General features: G+C 42.5%; 17 protein-coding genes, 1 tRNA gene and 1 riboswitch. Of the genes, 11 read left to right on the top strand and 7 right to left on the bottom strand.

Annotation, left to right across the window (positions count from 1 at the left end):
• The first annotated feature begins 189 nt into the window (after positions 1-189).
• Positions 190-2,598, top strand: coding sequence for an endopeptidase La (lon, locus tag ACFS6H_RS20510; protein WP_386103507.1), 2,409 nt, complete (start codon positions 190-192; stop codon positions 2,596-2,598).
• A gap of 57 nt (positions 2,599-2,655) precedes the next feature.
• Here lon and ACFS6H_RS20505 read toward each other — a convergent pair whose 3' ends face one another.
• The 5 genes from ACFS6H_RS20505 to ACFS6H_RS20485 all read right to left on the bottom strand — a co-directional run bounded on the left by ACFS6H_RS20505 (position 2,656) and on the right by ACFS6H_RS20485 (position 8,138).
• On the bottom strand, positions 2,656-4,170 hold the full coding sequence (locus ACFS6H_RS20505) for a sulfatase-like hydrolase/transferase (RefSeq protein ID WP_386103506.1): 1,515 nt from the start codon (positions 4,168-4,170) through the stop codon (positions 2,656-2,658).
• A 12-nt stretch (positions 4,171-4,182) separates the two neighbouring features.
• On the bottom strand, positions 4,183-5,562 hold the full coding sequence (locus tag ACFS6H_RS20500) for a hypothetical protein (RefSeq protein WP_386103504.1): 1,380 nt from the start codon (positions 5,560-5,562) through the stop codon (positions 4,183-4,185).
• Positions 5,562-5,738, bottom strand: coding sequence for a hypothetical protein (locus tag ACFS6H_RS20495; protein ID WP_386103502.1), 177 nt, complete (start codon positions 5,736-5,738; stop codon positions 5,562-5,564). The genes ACFS6H_RS20500 and ACFS6H_RS20495 overlap by 1 nt, the downstream gene beginning before the upstream one ends.
• Positions 5,735-6,847, bottom strand: coding sequence for a M20/M25/M40 family metallo-hydrolase (locus ACFS6H_RS20490; protein WP_386103500.1), 1,113 nt, complete (start codon positions 6,845-6,847; stop codon positions 5,735-5,737). Before ACFS6H_RS20490 ends, ACFS6H_RS20495 begins: the two co-directional genes overlap by 4 nt.
• Before the next feature lie 283 nt (positions 6,848-7,130).
• Positions 7,131-8,138 carry an acyl-CoA reductase gene (locus ACFS6H_RS20485; RefSeq protein WP_386103498.1) on the bottom strand — a complete coding sequence of 336 codons (1,008 nt, stop codon included), beginning with the start codon at positions 8,136-8,138 and terminating at the stop codon, positions 7,131-7,133.
• Between the two features lie 76 nt (positions 8,139-8,214).
• Here ACFS6H_RS20485 and ACFS6H_RS20480 point away from each other — a divergent pair, with 76 nt between their 5' ends.
• From ACFS6H_RS20480 to ACFS6H_RS20460, 5 genes are all read left to right on the top strand, one after another.
• Positions 8,215-8,562, top strand: a complete 348-nt coding sequence (locus ACFS6H_RS20480; RefSeq protein ID WP_386103496.1) for a 4Fe-4S dicluster domain-containing protein — start codon at positions 8,215-8,217, stop codon at positions 8,560-8,562.
• Between the two features lie 369 nt (positions 8,563-8,931).
• Positions 8,932-9,918 (top strand): D-alanine--D-alanine ligase, encoded by a 987-nt coding sequence (locus ACFS6H_RS20475; protein WP_386103494.1) that lies wholly within the window; start codon positions 8,932-8,934, stop codon positions 9,916-9,918.
• A 62-nt stretch (positions 9,919-9,980) separates the two neighbouring features.
• Entirely contained in the window at positions 9,981-10,799 is an 819-nt protein-coding gene (locus tag ACFS6H_RS20470; protein ID WP_386103492.1) for a PASTA domain-containing protein, read from the top strand.
• Positions 10,800-10,812: 13 nt separating this feature from the next.
• Entirely contained in the window at positions 10,813-11,121 is a 309-nt protein-coding gene (locus ACFS6H_RS20465; RefSeq protein WP_386103490.1) for a rhodanese-like domain-containing protein, read from the top strand.
• 117 nt (positions 11,122-11,238) lie between these two features.
• Positions 11,239-12,027 (top strand): permease-like cell division protein FtsX, encoded by a 789-nt coding sequence (locus tag ACFS6H_RS20460; RefSeq protein WP_386103488.1) that lies wholly within the window; start codon positions 11,239-11,241, stop codon positions 12,025-12,027.
• Between the two features lie 183 nt (positions 12,028-12,210).
• Here the strand turns inward: ACFS6H_RS20460 and ACFS6H_RS20455 are convergent, their stop codons facing one another.
• Positions 12,211-14,382, bottom strand: a complete 2,172-nt coding sequence (locus tag ACFS6H_RS20455) for a TonB-dependent receptor (RefSeq protein WP_386103486.1) — start codon at positions 14,380-14,382, stop codon at positions 12,211-12,213.
• Positions 14,383-14,446: 64 nt separating this feature from the next.
• A riboswitch (TPP riboswitch) is annotated at positions 14,447-14,549 on the bottom strand.
• A 138-nt stretch (positions 14,550-14,687) separates the two neighbouring features.
• On the opposite strand from ACFS6H_RS20455, the gene ACFS6H_RS20450 reads away from it, so the two are divergent.
• The 3 genes from ACFS6H_RS20450 (at position 14,688) to ACFS6H_RS20440 (ending at position 16,386) form a co-directional block, all read left to right on the top strand.
• Positions 14,688-15,425, top strand: a complete 738-nt coding sequence (locus ACFS6H_RS20450) for a head GIN domain-containing protein (RefSeq protein ID WP_386103484.1) — start codon at positions 14,688-14,690, stop codon at positions 15,423-15,425.
• A 19-nt stretch (positions 15,426-15,444) separates the two neighbouring features.
• Positions 15,445-16,161, top strand: coding sequence for a head GIN domain-containing protein (locus ACFS6H_RS20445; RefSeq protein ID WP_386103482.1), 717 nt, complete (start codon positions 15,445-15,447; stop codon positions 16,159-16,161).
• Between the two features lie 153 nt (positions 16,162-16,314).
• Positions 16,315-16,386 (top strand) — tRNA-Met (locus tag ACFS6H_RS20440).
• A 62-nt stretch (positions 16,387-16,448) separates the two neighbouring features.
• Here the strand turns inward: ACFS6H_RS20440 and ACFS6H_RS20435 are convergent.
• Positions 16,449-16,898, bottom strand: coding sequence for a SufE family protein (locus ACFS6H_RS20435; protein WP_386103480.1), 450 nt, complete (start codon positions 16,896-16,898; stop codon positions 16,449-16,451).
• Between the two features lie 505 nt (positions 16,899-17,403).
• Here ACFS6H_RS20435 and ACFS6H_RS20430 point away from each other — a divergent pair.
• Positions 17,404-19,386, top strand: coding sequence for a TonB-dependent receptor plug domain-containing protein (locus ACFS6H_RS20430; RefSeq protein ID WP_386103478.1), 1,983 nt, complete (start codon positions 17,404-17,406; stop codon positions 19,384-19,386).
• Between the two features lie 41 nt (positions 19,387-19,427).
• A complete protein-coding gene (locus ACFS6H_RS20425; protein WP_386103476.1) occupies positions 19,428-20,507 on the top strand; it encodes a DUF5074 domain-containing protein in 1,080 nt (359 codons plus the stop codon).
• The last annotated feature ends 16 nt before the right edge of the window (positions 20,508-20,523 follow it).

Genomic DNA, 20,523 nt, shown 5'->3' with positions numbered 1-20,523 from the left:
GACAGCCCCCAAATACATTTTGAAAATAAACCGGCCATATTGGCGTAAGCCGTGCCATAGTTTTATAGGCTTGAGACACAATGAGTTGATTTTTTTTGTGGCATTAAACTTGACCGCTATTTATTCCTTTGTATTTTTACAGGTTCGGACTACGGCCCTGTGACAACTTGACTATTAGAATTAATGAATATGAACTTTGATAAAATGTTATTGAATACGGAAGATGATATGAATTTTATGCCGATCATTCCGTTGAATGAGAGTGACCAGGAGGATAATGCTAAACTGGAGATACCGTCCGAAATTGCACTGCTGCCTTTGCGTAATACGGTATTGTTTCCCGGTGTGGTATTGCCGATTACAGTGGGCAGGGAAAAAAGCATTAAAGCGGTAACCGATGCGTATAAGGGTGATAAGCTGATAGGTGTGGTGGCGCAAAAGGATACAAGTATTGAAGATCCCGCCGCCAGCGACCTGGTACAGGTGGGTACGGTTGCCAAGATTGTAAAGCAGATCAAGATGCCGGATGGCGGCACTACTGTTATTATACAAGGTAAAGCCCGTTTTCAGGTGAATGAAATTATTACGGACGAACCTTATTTTAAAGCAAAGATCACCCGGCTGGAAGACGGGGAAACCCCGGTTGATACGGATTTTGAAGCCTATGTGGCCAATATCAAAGACCTGGCAACTGAGATCATACAATTATCGCCCAACTTACCGGCAGAAGCATCGATCATTTTACGCAATATTGAAAATCCTTCTTTCCTGATCCATTTTGCATCGAGCAACCTGAATACGGATATAAAAGAGAAACAGCGTTTACTGGAGATCAATGATATCCGTGAGCGTGCCAATGCGTTAATGCAGCTGCTGCAAAAGGAGTTACAATTTGCCGAACTTAAAAATAAAGTGACCAATAAAACCCGCACCGAGCTGGATAAGCAACAGCGGGAGTACTTTTTACAGCAACAGTTAAAGAGTATTAAGGATGAGCTAGGCGGCGATACCAATGCCCAGGAAATAAAACAGATGCAGAAGAAGGCCGAAACAAAAAAATGGCCCGAAGCTGCAAAAGAAGCCTTTAAAAAAGGGATTGAAAAACTGGAGCGTATGCATCCCAGTACACCCGATTACTCCGTGGTGTACAATCACCTTGACCTGATGCTGGAATTACCCTGGCAGGAGTATACCGAAGATTTTTACGACTTAAAGAAAGCAAAGAAAACCCTGGATACCGACCATTTTGGTATGAACAAAATAAAAGAACGTATCCTGGAATACCTGGCGGTACTGAAATTAAAGGGCGACATGAAAAGCCCTATCTTATGTTTTGTTGGCCCTCCGGGTATTGGTAAAACCTCATTAGGCCGTAGTATTGCCAATGCCGTAGGCCGTAAATATGTACGGTTAAGCCTGGGTGGTTTGCATGATGAAAGCGAAATACGCGGTCACCGTAAAACCTATATTGGCGCTATGCCCGGCCGTTTATTACAATCATTACGCAAAGTAAAATCGGGTAACCCGGTAATTGTATTGGACGAGATTGATAAAATTGGCAGTGATTTCAGAGGCGATCCTTCATCGGCTTTATTGGAAGTGCTTGACCCGGAACAGAACCATACTTTTTACGATAACTACCTTGAGCTGGAATACGACCTGAGTAAAGTGTTGTTTATTGCTACGGCAAATAACCTGCAGAATATTCAACCCGCTTTACGCGACAGGTTAGAAATTATTGACCTGAGCGGTTATGCAATAGAGGAAAAAGTGGAGATAGCTAAAAAACATTTATTACCCCGCCAGAAAAACCTGCATGGTTTACAGCCTAACAGTTTTAAGGTAAGCGATAAAGTACTGGAAAAGATCATTACCGATTACACCCGCGAGAGCGGTGTGCGGGAGCTGGAAAGACAGCTGGCATCCGTGATGCGTTACCAGGCTAAGCTGCTGGCCATGGAGGAAGAAATAAAATCACCCCTGACCATAGAGGATGTGGAACTTATTTTAGGTAAATCTCGTTACAGTAACGAAATATACAAAACCGCCAATATACCCGGCGTGGCTGTTGGCCTGGCCTGGACCTATGTAGGCGGTGATATTTTATTTATTGAAACCAGTTTAAGTACGGGCAAAGGCGACCTGAAGCTTACCGGTAACCTGGGTAATGTAATGAAGGAAAGTGCCACCACGGCCTTAACCTACCTGCAGTCCAATGCTGAGCGTTATAAAATTGATGCTACACTTTTTGAAAAGAAAAGTATTCATGTACACGTGCCGGAAGGTGCGGTACCAAAAGATGGTCCCAGCGCAGGTATTACCATGATGACCGCCATTGCATCGGCGTTAACAGGAAAACGGGTAAAACCTTTCCTGGCCATGACAGGGGAGATCACTTTACGCGGACAGGTATTGCCGGTTGGTGGTATTAAAGAAAAAATACTGGCGGCAAAACGGGCCGGTTTAAAAGAGATCATCCTTTGCTGGCAGAATGAAAAAGATGTACAGGAAATAGAAGCCGAGTATATTAAAGGCATTAAATTTCATTATGTACGTACCATGGACGAAGTACTGGAACTGGCTTTATTGAAGAAATAAGATAAGGATATACAGATAACGAAAAAGAGCAGCCTGAGCTGCTCTTTTTCGTTTATGTTATTGTAACATTACTGTAGAGTCTTTTAATAAAGGGAGTTTAGCATGGAAATATTTATTGCTGATGATCCGGAATATATTAACGGAACTGAGGCTGTCGTTAAGCATGGAATAATCTTTATCAGAAAAATAAATAGCGTTCAGGTTGGCAAACTCCTTATCTCTTATTTTATCCCGCATTTCCGGGTCCCTGTAACCATGATCCCCGGCAATGATCATTACTTTCGGCCGGCCTGAAGGGGTATGATGGATCAGCGATGCCATAGAGTCTATCAATGTATTGGCATACAGTACTTGCTGAAAATACAGGCTATCCTTCGTTTTACCGGCTTTATGGTCATACATGGAAAGATCCCTGATTGCTCCGTCCTTTGTATAAATAAAAGGGTTATGCGGTAAAATAAGGTGTGTATATACAAATACAGGTTTGGCCGGTTGCTTTTTTAATTCATTAAATGTGTTGGTGATATTGGCAATAGTCTGATTTCTCCGGGGTAATGCCGTTTGCGTTATTTTTTTTCCGATCTCTGCCGGGCTATATAAACGTAGCGATACATTCCACCATATATCTTTATTGATCCTGCCCCAGAGTGTTTCCAGCGTCAGGATATTCTCTATATCAAAATTAAAAAACGGTTCTCTCAGGTTTTTTGTACCCGCAAAATTAAAAATACTGTGATTCACAATATTATAACCGGATGCCGACAGTGCTGCCGGGAAAAAACTTTCCTCAATGGTTTTCTGTGCTTTTAAGGAAATACTGGGTGTATAAAAATAGCCTTCCAGGTCGGCATTTAAATACTGTAAGTTTAAAGTAGAAGCCAGCGAGTGGGGCGTAGCATTGTAATTGCTGGTCGCATGATTGGCTACAAAAAAGCCTTTTTTCAATAATGAAGAATCCAGGGCCGAATTATCAAAGCCGGTATATTTTTTTATACTTTGGGTATTGGCAAACTCATCAAAAATAATAAAGTAAATATCAGGCTTTAGCGAGTCAGGTATGGCTGCAATATTCAATGCAGGCGCTGCTGAACCGTAGGTCAGGTTGTTTTTTTCACTTTTATGGGTTAACAATTGGTAAACTGTTATCTGTAATTCCAGTAAAAGCAAAAACAATAAAACGGCATTTAAATAAGCCGTCATACGTATCTGTTTGTTCTTATTTCTTCTTAATACAATAGCCGATACAACAATAATAACCAGTATTATCGGCAGCAATATGCTGTATGAGCTGATGATGGAAAAAAAAGTATTTGTTCTTACAAAATCATGAAAAGCCCCGAAAAAGAAAAATATGGTCAGCAATACCGAAGCCCAGATAGCCGCCCGGGTATTACGCTTTAATAATAATTTACCCAGGCCAAACAAGGCCAGGCTTAAGCCGGTATAAAGAGCGCCATACTTAAGAATATAAGACCAGGTGATTAACCCAAAATAACTATTACAGCAATGCCAGATAAAGAATATTGGAATTAAAAGAAAATGAAAATTATACCTGGTTAAAAATTTGATCATGCGGGTTACTGGTTATTTCCTTTTCAGTAAAAATAATATTCTTTCGGAATGTGGTACCACCATTTGCTGTTCAACATGAAATAAAGGCTCAAACGCAGCCAGGAAGCCGGCTTCCGTGTAGTGCGGGTAAATATCTTTTTTATGTTGCAGCAGTAATTGTGTTTTGGGGTCCTGTTTGGGTACAAACTCAATTAACAGGTAAGGCGCTACCGGTGCAAAAAAAGCCGCAATTCGTTCCAGCGGAATATTTTTGCCAATGGCCAGGTGGTGTATCACTGCCAGTGCCAGTACCAGGTCAACCTGTAATCTTTTCGAAAAACTGCTGCGCTCCGCATAATTCAGCCCGTTGGCCGGTGAAGGCTGTGACAGGTCAAGTATGAGGGGCTGAATATTTTTTACACCATGCTTTTTAATATGGCGGTATAAATTATTAATGCAATAGGGGTCAAAATCGGCAGCAACCGTATCAATACTTTTAGCGGCAACCATTTTGGAGAACTCTCCTTCATTAGCGCCAAGGTCGGCTGCTGTTTTAATTTGCGGTAAACGGCTTAACCAGCCGTCAATGATCTCCTTCTTTGCTTCCAGGTAACCATTACGCTGCGAGGCTTCCTGGTAATAATGCGACCAGGTACTCTCCAGGTCCGGTATCTGTAATTTATTAATCAGTATCTCCAGGCTGTTGATCAGGCGGTCCAGTTTACCCCTGGTAAATACTTCGGTATTACTGTTGCCTGGTGTGCCTGTTTTTTGTTTGGCCGAAACCTTTGCATGTAAATGTATATGCAGGTAGGTATGGATGGAAAAACGGCTCTTACGGGGTAATAAGCTGGCCGCTATATCCAGCGGAATACCATCCGGCCAGGCCAGCATTAACTGTTGTAAAGGCCTTTTGGTATAATACATTACCAGCAAAGGTGCTACAAAACATTCGCAGAACTGGCGGTAAGCTATCCAGGGCTTTTCTTCATACTTTTCAAAGGACAGGGTATCAATAAATACCAGCTTACCATGGTGCCATTGTATATTGTATGGCGTGGCATCTTTTAATATCAGCCCGAACTGTAAGGCCTGCTTCAATATGCGTAATGTCAGTAATGCGGCATCTTTCAGCATATCAAAACTCCACTCATAAGCATAACTCACAAGGGAAACCTGTTCCGGCTTTAACGTAGTATACCAGTCATTACTGTTCAGCAGGTTATCTGTGAGCTGCTCATGGCTTACAAGCAAACCATCATCAACCAGTTGCCGGTAACAGCCGCTGTTCACAAACAGGTCAAAATGTTCGCGGTAAAACTGGTTTACCTGCCGGTATACTATGCCTTCATGTACATAAACAAAACCCGATGGGTCGCGGTAGGATGCAGGATGTTGGACGCTGGTACTCATTAATCGTTGGTTGGGGTATTATCCTTCTTAGGCTTTTTAAACCTGGAGAAAAAAGCCATGATGTATAGTTTGATGTTCCTGAAAAAAAACACCACGCCCAACGCAGCAGCAGCCAATATCTGTACCAGGTAGCTGCCGCTACCCGGGTCAAGATATAAAAGGTAATTGGTTATCATAAATAACTCAGATTAGTTTTAGGGGTAAGGGTTAACAAGGTTTCATACATCAGCGAAATGGTATTTTCAATATCATCATGATGTAACATTTCCACCGTTGTATGCATATAACGCAAAGGTATTGAAATTAGTACGGACGGGCAGCCGTCGTTACTGTAAGCAAAAGAATCGGTATCCGTACCGGTGCTGCGGCTTAAGGCCCGCCATTGTACCGGTATTTTTTTATCAGCCGCTACCTTCTCCACTATACCCAGCAGTTTATTATGTACGGCCGGTGCATAGGCCAGTGATGGGCCTTTGCCACAATGTACTTCGCCTTCTATATTCTTGTTGATCAGCGGGGTAGTGGTATCGTGGGTTACGTCTGTAACAATAGCGATATTCGGTTTAATACGGCGGGCGATCATTTCCGCACCGCGTAAACCAATCTCTTCCTGTACCGCGTTTACCACGTATAAGCCAAAAGGTAATTTCTTTTTATTCTCTTTTAATAAACGGGCCACTTCAGCTATCATAAACCCGCCTACACGGTTATCAAATGCACGGCCTACATAATTACCATTGGCCAGTTCGTCAAAACCGTCCTGGTAAGTAACCACGGCTCCTACATGTATACCCAGTTCTTCCACTTCTTTGCGGTTGCGGGCACCACAGTCCAGCCATAAATTATCGGTACGTGGCTGTGCTTCCTTCTGGTCAGGCGTGGCATAACGGGTATGTATAGCCGGCCATCCAAATACAGCTTTTACCGGTCCTTTTTTGCCATGTATCAATACACGCGATGCAGGTGCAGTCTGGTGGTCCACACCGCCATTTCTTTTCAGGTAAATCAATCCTTCGGCAGTAACATAATTCACAAACCAGCTGATCTCATCGGCATGGGCCTCAATCACCACTTTAAACTCATGCTCAGGATTAATAACGGCCACAGCAGTACCATAAGGATCTACATAATGTGTATCTGCATAAGGTTTTATATACTCCAGCCATAACTTCTGGCCCCAGGTTTCAAACCCTACCGGTGATGCATTATTAATATAATTCTTAAAAAAAGCGAATGACTTTTCGGTAATGATCTTTGTCTTTTTAGGTTTTGCTGCTTTTGCCATGATCTGATTATATGTTTTAATTTTTTTGGCGTTCCCCGGTAACAACCAAGGCGGCTCTTTTTTCGCCGGCTACTTCAATACGGGGCGGGCTTTCCGCTGCAAGCCCTGACGCTGTTTTCAAAAGTAAGTAATCTTGTATGAATTATTGAATCTTGAATGATGAGTGACCAATGTTACCGTATAATACAATAATTGTTCTTCAATCACCTCATCAGCGAAAATCTGCGTATTCATCTGCAGGATCTGCGGGTAAAATAAACAGATGTTCAAATTTGAATAGCCTTTACCGGCTAAGTCCCTTTAAAAACTCCATCGTATCGGCGCCATCCGCATAATTACTGATGCCGGGTTGCTGCGACTGTCCAAAGGGTATATAGCCGTCACCAACAATACATTGTATAGTGGTATCGGCTTCCAGGGTTTGGGCCAGTTCTGCTTTATCGGTATAAAAACTATAATTCAGCTGGGCAATGGGCGAAAAATGATTTTCGTTCTCTACCAGCAACAAGGATGGGTTGCTCATATAGAACTGTTTATTCAATATATAAATGGCCAGGTTATAATCGTAATTGTTCTTATACTTATGGTGATCGGCCAGGTCATTATATTTATCAAAAGCCCTTAGCAGGGGAATAAAATCGTATTCCTGCGGCACATATATATGGGTAACATTGCGGCAGCCCAGGCCAAAATACAGGTACACATCATCGGCCAGGCGGGTCAGCTCATCCACGGTTTCCTTACCGGTAAGCAGGGCAACGGAAGTACGGTTACGGCGTATAAGGTTAGGGTACTTACCAAAATAATAATCAAAATACCCGGCAGAATTGTTGCTGCCGGTAGCTATATAGGCATCACAATGTTTCAGCATATCGGCAAAGGAAATATAACCTGCCACAGCGGGATTAATATGTATCAATTGAGCCACCAGGTGTTTGATCAGTACATCATCCTTAGAGGAAGCTTTTATAATAGCCCTGTGACCACTGACAAATACACATAAAAGATCGTGAAAGCCTACCAGCGGAATATTGCCGGCCATAACAATGCCCACATTTTTGGGGTTTTCAATAGCCTGTTCGCTGATCCCGTAACTACGGGTCCATTCTTCCAAAGCCCCCGGCTGTAAAAAACTGTGGGCAATCTGGTGGGCAGCCCTGTTTATAAATGCTTCCGTAAACCAGCCGTTCTGTAGCTGTGCTTTATACACGGCTTCCTGCCAGGCTTCATTATTTTCCGAGATATATTGTCCTAAACTTACTAAAGCCTGTATTCGTTCTTGTAAAATCATTACCAAAGGTTTACTTTTGCATTTCGTTGAGCGTAATTTTGCAAAAGTAAGTTCAACCGTTTAATTAGTTCAAATTATGGCAATTAAGATTACTGATGAGTGTATAAATTGTGGAGCCTGCGAGCCGGAATGTCCCAATAACGCTATTTATGAAGGTGGGGTGGAATGGGCCGTGGCCGATGGTACGGGTGTAACCGGTATGTTTACCTTAATGGATGGTTCACAGGTAGATGCGCATACAAAAAATGACCCTATAAGCGTAGATGTATACTTTATTTCCCCTAATAAATGTACCGAATGCCAGGGCTTTCATGAGGAGCCCCAATGTGCGGCGGTTTGCCCGGTAGATTGTTGTGTACCGGATGAAATGTACCAGGAAACCGTAGCCGAATTGCTGGAAAAGAAAGAAAAACTGCACGTATAACAGGCTTATTGCCTGTGCCCGGATGTGCATAAAATTTTTAGGAAACAGGTATTATATATAGTAACTTGTACTCAACATTCAACACTATCTTGAATGTAAACAACTTCGGTTGTTATTAAGCAGGCGGGTGATATTTCCCGTCGTAAAAAGGTGAAGTACCATACCGGTCTTCACCTTTATTATTTTAAGTCCGTTCCATATTGCCAAAAACAGGTTAAATTAAACATTCTATGCTGTTTTCTGCAATACAAATACCCTGCATACGTTAGTCTCAGCAGGTTTAACGGTATATAAATGCGTTCACCTACATTTTATTTTATGTTACCCTTTTTTTCAATAATATTTGTGTTATTAAATTAGGCAAAGAATATGAAGAAAAATATAGCCCTGGTTACCGGGGGCTTTTCCGGCGAAGCTGTCATTTCCTACAAAACGGCTGCCACCATTGAGAATAACCTGGACAAAAGCTTATATAATGTTTACAAAATAGATCTTACCAAAAACGGCTGGTTTTATGAAGTGGCCGATGGCCGTAAGGTTACGGTTAATAAAAACGACTTTTCTTTGCAATTAGATGGCCAGCAGGTAAAATTTGATGCGGTTTTTATTGCCATGCACGGCACACCCGGCGAAGACGGGAAACTGCAGGGCTATTTTGATATGCTCAAAATACCTTACACCAGCTGTGATGCCACTACTTCGGCCATCACTTTTAATAAACGGTTCACCGTGGCGGTGGCTAAAATGGCGGGCATTGCCGTAGCCGAATCGGTACACCTGTATAGAAACAACGCTTATAACTGCGAGGCTATTTTACAGCAACTCACACTACCCGTGTTTGTAAAACCGGCTAATGGCGGTTCCAGCATTGGTATGAGTAAAGTATCCCAGCCCGGCGACCTGCAGGCGGCTATTGATAAGGCTTTTAATGAGGACGACCAAGTGCTGGTAGAGCAGATGATCACCGGGCGCGAGTTTACCGTAGGCGTATTTAAAACAGAAGGTAATATTATTGTACTGCCGCTTACCGAAGTAAAGGCGCACGACAGCAAAGACTTTTTCGATTTTGAAGCCAAGTATGAAGGCAAATCAACCGAAATTACACCCGCACAGGTAGATGAAAGTATTGCCAATAAAGTAAGAGAGGCTGCACAAAAAATTTATGCGGTGTTCAACTGCCGTGGTGTTATACGTATTGACTTTATTTACCACGAGGCCAGCGGGCAACCGCATATGCTGGAAATAAATACCATTCCCGGCCAGAGCGAAGCCAGTATTGTACCACAACAGGTAAAAGAAATGGGCTGGAGTTTAAAGGAGTTTTATGCTAAATTAGTGAATGAATGTTTCGCATAAACCGGCTGGTAAAAAACTGTAAATAGGCCTGGTCTCAATTATTATTAAACATAAATAAGTACATGTTTAAATTTATCACTACCCGTCCTTTGTGGGTAAACATTTTAGCAGGTATAGCACTCATGGTGATTATATTTTTCCTGTTTGTATTATCCTTGCAATGGCTCACCAATCATAACGAATCCTCAACAGTACCCTATGTAATGGGAAAAAGTTATGATGAGGCGGAAAAAATATTAAACAAAGCCGGTTTTGAAGTGGTGATACAGGACTCCGTATACACCGATACCACCAAACCGCTCACCGTATTAAAACAGGTGCCGGAAGGCGATGAGCTGGTAAAAAACAACCGTACGGTTTACTTAACCATTAACAGGGCGGTAGCCCCGCCGGTTGAAATGCCGAATATTGTGGGGTATAGTTTTCGCAGTGCCGAAATGGCTTTAAAAACGGCGGGCTTAAAAGTGGGGGATACTATTTTTAAACCCGACTTTGCCCGTAACTCTGTACTGGAACAGCTTTTTAATGGCACTGCTATTAAACAGGGTACTAAAATTCCGATGGGTAGCCGTATTGATCTGGTGCTGGGTAATGGTATAGGTGACAGGGAATTTATTGTGCCGCAATTGATCGGTAAAACCTATTGCGATGCACTGGCAGAATTAGAAGCCAACGGCCTTGGGCTTGGCGTGGTGATTGCCGACGGTATAAGTGATACCTGTAATGCTTATATTTACTGGCAAAGTCCTGAGCGGTACGATGAGGATAAAAAATTCCGCCGCATTCGTTCCGGACAATTAATGGATATTAAATTACAAACCGAAAGACCGGCCATTGATTCGGCAAAAGCCATCATGCCACCGGTACCGGCAGACGAATAAAAAAAACATAGTTATGCAAACAATTACCATAGACGAATTAAAGGCACGTTTAGATGCCGGCGAAACAGTAAACATTGTAGATGTGCGTGAGCCACACGAACACGCGGAATTTAATATTGGCGGCGTACTGGTGCCCTTGGGCCAGGTGCGTGATATGCAGGTAGATGAGCTGGAGGCGTTTAAAGACCAGGAGCTCATTGTGTATTGCCGCAGTGGTAACCGGAGTGGCCAGGCCTGTATGGTGCTTGACTCCCTGGGTTTTGAAAATACCAAGAACCTGGTTGGCGGTATGTTAGCCTGGCAGGAAAAGTTTGGTGGTTAAAATTTTTAAAGGCCCTCGCAAGGGCCTTTTTTTATACTTGCTAAAGGGTTGCAGTCTCTTGCTGAAAGGGGCCATCTTTCAGCGTTTGGTTCACTAACCAACAGAAGCTATTTTTATATGAGAAAAATTGTACTGCCATTGCTCATGAGCATTTACTTGTGCTTTCTTCTTACTGCTGATATAAATGCTCAGGATAAAACCGATCCTGTATATTATGGTAATATAAATTGGGTAAAAACCAATAATGATATTATCAGGTATAGTCAGACGGATATTCAAAAAGGAGGAAATAAAAAAGCGGATTCCGTTTCTTTAAAAGTGTTAGGTTCATTAGATGAACATCAAAATTTAATTAGTTCTCCATTCGACGCTATGGCTTTTGAATCCTTTCATGGCATTGAAGAAAAAAAGTATGCGATAAAAGATATTTCAGCGACAAGCTTACAGGAAGTCATGCAGGTGATACCAGAGAATGGTACAGTCTATGTCCGGTATCAAAAAGTTACAGTATTATTAGATCGTGTTATTATCTCCCTGCGTGTTTATTTTAAAGACTCTGTTGATGTAGCTACACAAAAAAAGGAGGTTGCTGCCTTTGCAAAACTTCAATATACCGATTCAGTCAGGTATTATACTAAGGAAGAAGAAGAAAAACTTTATTTGGAAGCGGGTGGCGATGAAAGCTGGAAGTCAGTACTTGATGTTAGTCCTTTTCCTGCAGTTGCAGAGGTTTTTATAAAGCTGCAGTATATAAATGAAAAAGATATTCCTGTAATAGTAAAAACAATAGAACAATCTAAATTGGTCTCATCAGTTGAATATCCCAGGGCAATGAAGTATAACCAGATAACTCAAATAAATCAACTATACCAGGTTCCTTTTATTCTTAAAATTCAATATGATTAATGTAAATGTACCGGAGAATATTGTTTAATAGACACGGTTCGTGTCACACGAACCAAGGCCGGTGAGTAGCATTACCGAACGTACAAGTGTGCGACGCAACAACAGCCAAATCAGGGGAGGGACGATGGTAACAAAAAACAAAGCCCCTCTTTGCAGAAGGGCTTTATCATTACTAAAAATATTTTACAGGCTAATATTTACGCCAATCATAAAATTGGTGCCTGCCATCGGGTAATAACCATTATCTGCTCCTACGGTACCATCTAAGCGATACGCATAGTTCCAGCCATTGGGCTCGTATTTTTTATTCAATACATTATTTACCTGGCCAATAATATACCATTGTTTAAAGAACTTATTTTTTAAGGTTAATATGGCTCTTATATCCTGCGTATAAAAATCATTCAAAGAACGGGTTTTATTCTGGGTATTATCCAGGTACTGTTTGCCCACATACTTACCCAGTAAGCTGAACTCCAGGTTTTTTGCCGGTAAAAAATTAAGATCATAGCCGGCGATCACGGCAGGCGAAAAGGCAATACTGGTATTTTCATGGGCTATACCAAAATAACCTAACTTGTTCCAGTCCGCATCATAATCTTCTACATACTCGGTAAATGCTTTTATTTTATTACGGCTGAAAGTGGCATTAGCATTGATATTGGCCCAGGTACTAAAAATATAACCGGCCTGCAGTTCAATACCTGTACGGTAGCTGTCCGGCACATTAATGCGGGTAGCTGCACCAACATCATTGATCTGGCCGGTAAGTACCAGCTGGTTTTTATACAACATATAATACAGGTTGGCGGCGGCATAAAACTTATCGGTACGTTTTTCTACACCGGCTTCAAAATCGTGTAACTGCTCATGTTTTGGCTGGCTGAGCACACCGGCCTCAAAATCATCCCGGTTGGGTTCTTTATTGGCAGCTGCATAACTAACAAAGGCGTTCCAGCCATTTACTAAATAGTTGATACCTATTTTGGGGTTCACAAAATTGAACTTACGTTTAACCTGCAATGTTGGGTTGTCCTCAAATCCCTTCATCTGGTGTTGTACATAACGGTACTGTATATCCGTAAATAAACTCCAGGCATTGGTAAAGGAGTACTGCCATTTGGCAAAGCCGTTGATATCGGTTTTATTAGCCGGGTTATTATAATAAATATACCCGTTGTCAAAACCATACTTCGCCCATATTACTTTACCAATATGGTCGCCGGTATAACGGCTCCAGCCGCCACCCAGCGTTATCTCGTGTTTCTCCTGTTTATACCGGATCGAAAATATCTGGCCGTAAAAGTAATTATCCAGCCATTTCTGGCGTACCAGGTCGGTGCTGGTAATAGTGGTATCGCCTAATACTACATCAGGTACACGGTACTCGCTTAAAAGCTGTTCGCCCTTATAATTCTCATAATAACCCTTGCCACGGGTTAAAAAGAAAGCCGTATTCAGGTGCCAGCGGCTGTTTACCTGGTGGTCCAGGAAAAGCTGGTAATGGGTCTGGTTATAATTATCCGTTTCATTATCATAAGGCTCACCGGGTTTATCTGTACCGGCGGGGTTATAGGTCCGGTCATTCTTTAACCTGCTGGCCGAAATGCCGTTCCAGGCCTGGTAGGTTTTTTCTTTACCCGAAAAAACATTCAGGCGCAGGGTAGTGCGTTCCCTTAAATAAGCGCCGGATAAATAAAACGCCTGTAAATCGCTGCTGGCACGGTCAATATAACCGTCACTGGCAATACGGCTTAAACGGGCATCCAGGGTAAAAGCATTATTGATCAGGCCGCTTCCTACCTTAACGGTATTTTTCCAGGTGTTAAAGGAGCCGTAACTATTGTTCAGCTCGGCATATGGCTTTTCGTTCACTTCATTGGTGGATAAACTAACGGTAGCGCCAAAAGCACCGGTTCCGTTGGAGGAAGTACCCACACCACGCTGTATCTGTATGGAGTTCACCGATGAGGTAAAATCGGGCAGGTTCACAAAAAATGTTCCCTGGCTCTCCGCATCGTTGTAAGGAATACCATTCAGCGTAATATTAATACGGGTAGCATCTGTACCCCGTATACGCAGGCCGGTATAACCAATGCCCGTACCGGCATCCGAACTTACCACTACCGATGGGGTACGGTTCAGTACAAAAGGAATGTCCTGCCCCTGGTTCAGCTTCTGGATGGCCGCTTTGTTTAAATTGGTCTTTGTAAAAGGTGTTTTTTCGCCGGCGCGGATCGCTTTTACTTCAATGGGCGATAACTGGTAAAAGCTGTCGGCAACGGCAGTAGTTTGTTGGGCATGTAAAATGCCAGCTACTCCTAAGTAGCTGAGAGTCAATAAAATCCTCTTCATTTTTTTTAATGAGTTTTGTTTTAAAAAATAATGAGAGGGAAATGCTGTAGTAGAAAGGAAATAGAAATAGTCAACCATCCTTCCCTGCGCAGGCATTACCCTGATCAGGTTTGCGGGTTTAATCTCAGCCGGTTGTTTTTAGGCAACAAGCACCCCGGGAAACACTGTAAAAATGCCCTTAAACGGTGCACCATTTAAAAGCGGCACCAAAGATAGCAGAATATTTTTACATTTTTTGTAACATTCTGTTCTCCCTTATCGTAATACCCTATATAACTACTTAACTTTTTTAAAATAAAACGAGTATGAAACCCATCACTATTGCTTTAATTGCCCTCACTTTATTGTGCAGTAACCTTTTATCCGCACAAAAAGTAATTACCGATAACAATGCCAATGCGCAGAAAAGAACCCTGTCCGGAAGCTTTTCGGCCATCAGCGTATCCAGCGGTGTTGCGGCTTATTTAACCGAGGGTAATGAAGAAGCAGTAGCGGTAAGCGCTGTTGACGATGAATTCCGCGACCGGATCATTACTGAAGTAAAGAACGGCACCTTACATATTTACTACAAACAGGATGAAAATAAAAAATGGATCAAAGGCGATAAAAGATTAAAAGCCTATGTGTCCTATAAAAGCTTAAAAAACATCCGTATTTCATCCGGGGCTTCCGTTACTTCCAATGAATATATCAATGCCGACAAATTAAATATGGACTTATCTTCGGGGGCCGTTTTCAATGGTTCAATAAAAGCGGATAAGGCTGTCATCAGTCAGAACAGTGGTGCAGTAGCCAATGTGGCGGGTAATGTGCAACAACTGGAGGTAAGCTCCAGCAGCGGTGCAAAATTTAAAGGAAAGAATTTGCAAACTGTAGCCTGTGAGGCTTCGGCCAGCAGTGGCGGCCATGTAGAGGTAAGTTGCTCCGAATCGTTAAATGCCGATGCCAGCAGCGGGGGAAAAATAGCTTTTAACAGTAATAACAATGCCATCCACGTTAAAAAAATAAAAAGCAGCGGTGGCTCCATTGTAAACAGTAAATAATTTAACAAACAGAGGATTCATGAAACGGATAAACTTTCTTATTGCTTTTTTAATCACTGCCGTTATTGCCCAGGCGCAGAAGATATACGATGCCAATGCCACCTTACGTACGGTAGGCGATTTTAAGGCCATTTCTATCAGCAACGCTTTCAGTGTGTACATTTCGCAAAGCAATGAAACCGCGCTGGCGGTAAGCGCCGAAAATAAAAACGATATTAAAAACATTGTGACCGAAGTAGAGGATGGTGTTTTAAAAATTAAATACGATGAAAGAGGCAGCTGGCGTGGTGATAAAAAACTGAAGGCCTATATTTCTTTCAAAGACCTGAACAGGATCATCATGAAAGGCGCTACCGACCTGTATATTGTTACGCCTGTTAACCTGCCGTCCCTGCAGGTGGATGCTTCGGGAGCCAGCAACTTTAAAACGCTTACCGGGGTATTAAATATTGACGAAATGGTGATTAAATCCCAGGGAGCATCCGATATACAGTTAAAAGGTAAGGTAAACAAACTGGTCATTGATGCCAGTGGTGCCAGCGATATTAAATCCTATGCCCTGGTGGCCAATAACTGCGATATCAAGGCCAGCGGTGCCAGCGATATTAAACTAACGGTAAATGGCGAATTAACGGTTAATGCCAGCGGCGCCAGCGATATCCGTTATAAAGGCTCAGCTACGGTAAGTGATATTAAATCCACCGGCGCCAGCTCGGTAAGTAAAGTAAATGATTAAAATAGCTGTATAATTAAGGTGAATTCCTAACCGGGGCTGAAGCAATTCAACCCCGGTTTTTTATGACAGATCCTTCATTTTGAAAATATACCCATGAATATTTTTCAATTAGTTTGGCTGGTAATATAAATCCCCTTAATTTTGCACCCTCATCGCGAGGTAGAGCAGCGGTAGCTCGTTGGGCTCATAACCCAAAGGTCGGGAGTTCGATCCTCCCCCTCGCAACAAAAGAAAAAGTTGGCCTTTTGAGCCAACTTTTTTTATAGGTGTATGTGAGTCCAGGTCTTTTAAGCAAATTCCAGCTCCTTATTTTTAATCTTCAGGTTTACGGCCGATACCCTGATCTGTTGTAATACCGCAGAAAGTTCCTTGATCCTTTCGGCAGATAACTGGCTGTACAGTTTTATCTCGTTCAAAAAATATACATTGGCATTAATGATCTCCCTGGCCGTTCTGCCCGAAAAAACATTCACAAACAAATGCACAATGCCTTTTACTATCTGGTTATCGCTGTCACCGGCATAATAAATCTTACCGTCCACATACTTGGCTTCCAGCCATATTTTCGACTTGGTGGCTTTTACCAGGTTCTCGTCCGTTTTCTTAATGGAATAAGCAGCAGTATCTTTTTTACCAAAATGGGCCAGGTGACGGAAGTAATTGAATTTGCTCTTCATACCATCAATAATGGACTCAAACTCTTCAATAATTTTGTCCTGTACTTTGTTCAAATTCATAATACAAATTTTTCAGTTTATTAAAGTGGTTACCCGGCGTTCTTCATAGTGGTTATCACATGTTGTATGTGTACACATCATGCCAATAACACAAAATTATCCCGGTGCGGTTTTCAGCAGCAGTCCCTGCATTTTATACAGCCGATTATGTAATAAAATGGAGTTATTCTGTAATATGTTCTTCCTGCGGGTAATTGCGTGCAGGGGTTAAAAAAGTCCTACATTGCGCCCTGTTAGCATAAAAAACAAAATAGTATAATGGCGGGCTGTCATAAAGGTCCCGCCAGCATATAAATGAATGAAGCATTTCCCGGTAATAAAAAACTCCTGTTTACGGACGGCTGCAAAGGCCGGGGGCTATGAACTTATGGTGCCGCTATCAGCTGTAGTTCCGGCTGCTGCGGGCTTCGCTGTCGCTCCGGCCCCGGTAAAACCGTGGCTGCCCCTGCGCATCCGGCAGCCCTTCAGCAACAGTACTTCGTATCGGCTCAGGGCAATCGTAAAAATGATGCTCTTTTTATTATTGGGTATCATCGCCATCAACCATTTGCAGGCACAAACCGATACCAGTAAAACCTTACATAAAATAACCGTATCAGCTTTAAAATACAAAAACCCATACCGTTCTGCGGTTCCCACGCAGTTACTGCAAAAAAATATATTACAACAGCTAAATGCCCCCACCATTGGTGATGCAGCCAACTATTTCTCCGGTGTATTGGTTAAAGATTATGGCGGGGTTGGGGGATTAAAAACAGTATCGGTCCGCAGCCTGGGAGCTGCCCATACCGGCATTGCCTACGATGGCATTGCTGTTTCCGATGTACAGGCCGGGCAAATTGATATGTCCCGTTTCTCCAGTTCTTTTGTGCAGACGCTGTTACTGGAGATAGGTTTGCCTCAACAGCTTTTACAGCCTGCCCGTTTGCAGGGTTCAGCTGCCTTATTATCTGTTAATACGCCTTTTAACTATCCTGCTGCCGCAACACAAACCAAATGGCAGGCAGGGCTCCACGCCGGCTCTTTCGGCTTATGGCAGCCCTTTGCCGGGGTACAATTGCCGGTGTCAAAACGAACTACCCTTGGTGTCAATGCCGAAGCTTTCTTTTCAAAGGGCAACTATCCCTACCAGGAGCGTAACGGCAATATTGTGGAAGATCATAAACGGGTAAACAGCGATATTCAATCGGTACAGGCCGAACTGAACCTGAGAACCATCTTTAAAGACAGCGCCAGCTTACAGCTAAAAAGCTGGGGTTATCATTCGGAAAGAGGATTGCCCGGCGCCGTTATATTTTACAATAACCGTTCGGTGCAACGGCTGTGGAATAAAGACTTTTTCCTGCAGGCAAAATATACCAGGGCCCTGGCCCCGCATACAGACCTGTTGCTGGCGGCTAAATACAATTATGCCTATACCCGGTATATTGATCCTGCTTTTTTAAATAATACCGGCGGGCTCGATAACCGGTACACCCAGCAGGAGGGGTACTTTAGTGCAGCTATTCAGCGCAGCTTGTTGTCATGCCTGTCAATGTCACTGGCATCAGATATAGCATATACCGGTTTAACGGCCAACAGTAACGTAAAAGGTAAGCCCGAAAGGTTATCCTTATGGAATGCGCTTAGCGTAAAATATGCGCAAAACCTGTGGCAGGTGAACGGCACTTTATTGTGGCAGCATTTTAACGATAAAACCCGGCATCAGCCATCGGCGGGTACTACCGGTAAAATAACCCCCGGTATCAGTACTACCTGGCAATGGGCTGCTGAAAGTCCTTTTATGCTGCGTTTCTTTTACAAGCACATATTCCGCATGCCTACTTTTAACGACCTGTATTACAATTTTATCGGCTCCCGTAATTTGCTGCCCGAGCTGGCAAAGCAATATAACGCGGGCATCAGTTATTCCAAAGGCCTTACGGGTTTTGTTCAGCAACTGAATATCAGTGCCGATGGTTATATCAACACCATTCATGATAAAATAGTGGCCATGCCTTCGCAAAATATGTTTGTATGGGCTATGATGAATGTAGGTAAAGTGCGTATTACGGGTATCGATATTAATACCGATGTACAGGGTAAATGGAAAGAGCATTTTAGCTGGATGTTACGCCTGGCCTATACCTGGCAAAAAGCATTGGATATTACCAGCCGGGCCGAAAGCAGTTATAAAAACTTTATACCCTATACACCGGAGCATTCGGGGTCTGGTATATTTTCTTTGTCCTGGAAAAAATGGACAGCCGGGTATAACCTGCTTTTTTCGGGCACCCGCTATACCCAGAAAGAAAATCATCCTACCAATGAGTTGAACGGTTGGGGTATTCACGATATTTTTGTGGCCCGGACGCTCAGCTATAAGCAGTATGACCTGCAGCTGAGGACCGGTGTAAACAATTTAACCAGCCGTGCATATGATATTGTAAATAGCTATCCTATGCCGGGACGTAATGTTAAGATCAGCCTGTTGGTGAATAACCTGTAAAACACAAGCAAATATTAAAAACAAATAATAAACAAACATAGATGAAAACAAGAACACTGAAGCTCCTGGTTGCAGCCCTTTCCGGCAGTTTACTATTCGCGTCCTGCCAAAAAGAAGATGATCCGGTAGTAGTAACCCCTGAAACACCGGCTGATGGCTTATTCGTTTTAAATGAAGGCACTTTTTTTGCCAACAATACCACACTCACCTATTACGATGCCGCCACCAAAACGGCAACCACCGATTTTTACCGTAATAAAAACGGCCATGGCCTGGGCGATACCGGCAACGACTTTATTAAATACGGTACCAAATTCTACTTTGTAGTAAATGTGTCCAGTTATGTGCAGGTAACCAACAGTGAAGGGGTTGATGTTAAAAAGATCGATTTCCTGGGTGATGGTGGTGTAAAAAGAGAACCACGTTATATAGTACCCTATAAAAATAAAGTATTGGTAAGCTCATATGATGGCACAGTAGCCGTGATTGATACTGCTTCTTTAACCATTGATAAATTTATAACAGTAGGTAGTAATCCTGAGCAGATTGCTGTGGCCGGCGATAAACTATTTGTTGCCAATTCCGGGGGATTTAGTTACCCTGTTTTTGACTCTACCGTTTCGGTAGTAGACCTGGCTTCTTATACCGAAGTACATAAAGTGAAAGTGGGTAAAAACCCCGGGGCTATTGTGGCCGATAATGCAGGCAATGTATATGTTGCCTGTACCGGTAATTACAGTGATATAGGTCCTACATTGGTTAAAATAAATGCATTCACACATGCTATTCTTAAAACAGTTGACCTTCCTGTTGGGAAAATGCGTTTTAATAATGGACTTATATATGCAACACCTGGGTATCTGGGCGATGGAAAGGTAAAAACAATTAACCCAAACACCCTGACAGTAGCTAGTGCTAATTTTATTACTGATGGTACCAGTGTTACCTCACCGTATGGTATTGACATTGATACTCAAAATGGCGATATATATATAACAGATAATAAAAACAGTATGTCATCAGGTGAGGTGTTTTGTTTCGATAATACAGGGAAAAAGAAATTTTCATTTGCTACAACCCCCGGATTAAATCCTAATAAAGTAGTAATTATAAGAAAGTAAAAAGTACTTCTTAATA

Source organism: Terrimonas rubra, assembly GCF_042686025.1.
In the GTDB taxonomy this organism is placed as follows: Bacteria; Bacteroidota; Bacteroidia; order Chitinophagales; family Chitinophagaceae; genus Terrimonas; species Terrimonas rubra.
This window is presented reverse-complemented; position numbering and strand designations above follow the sequence as displayed.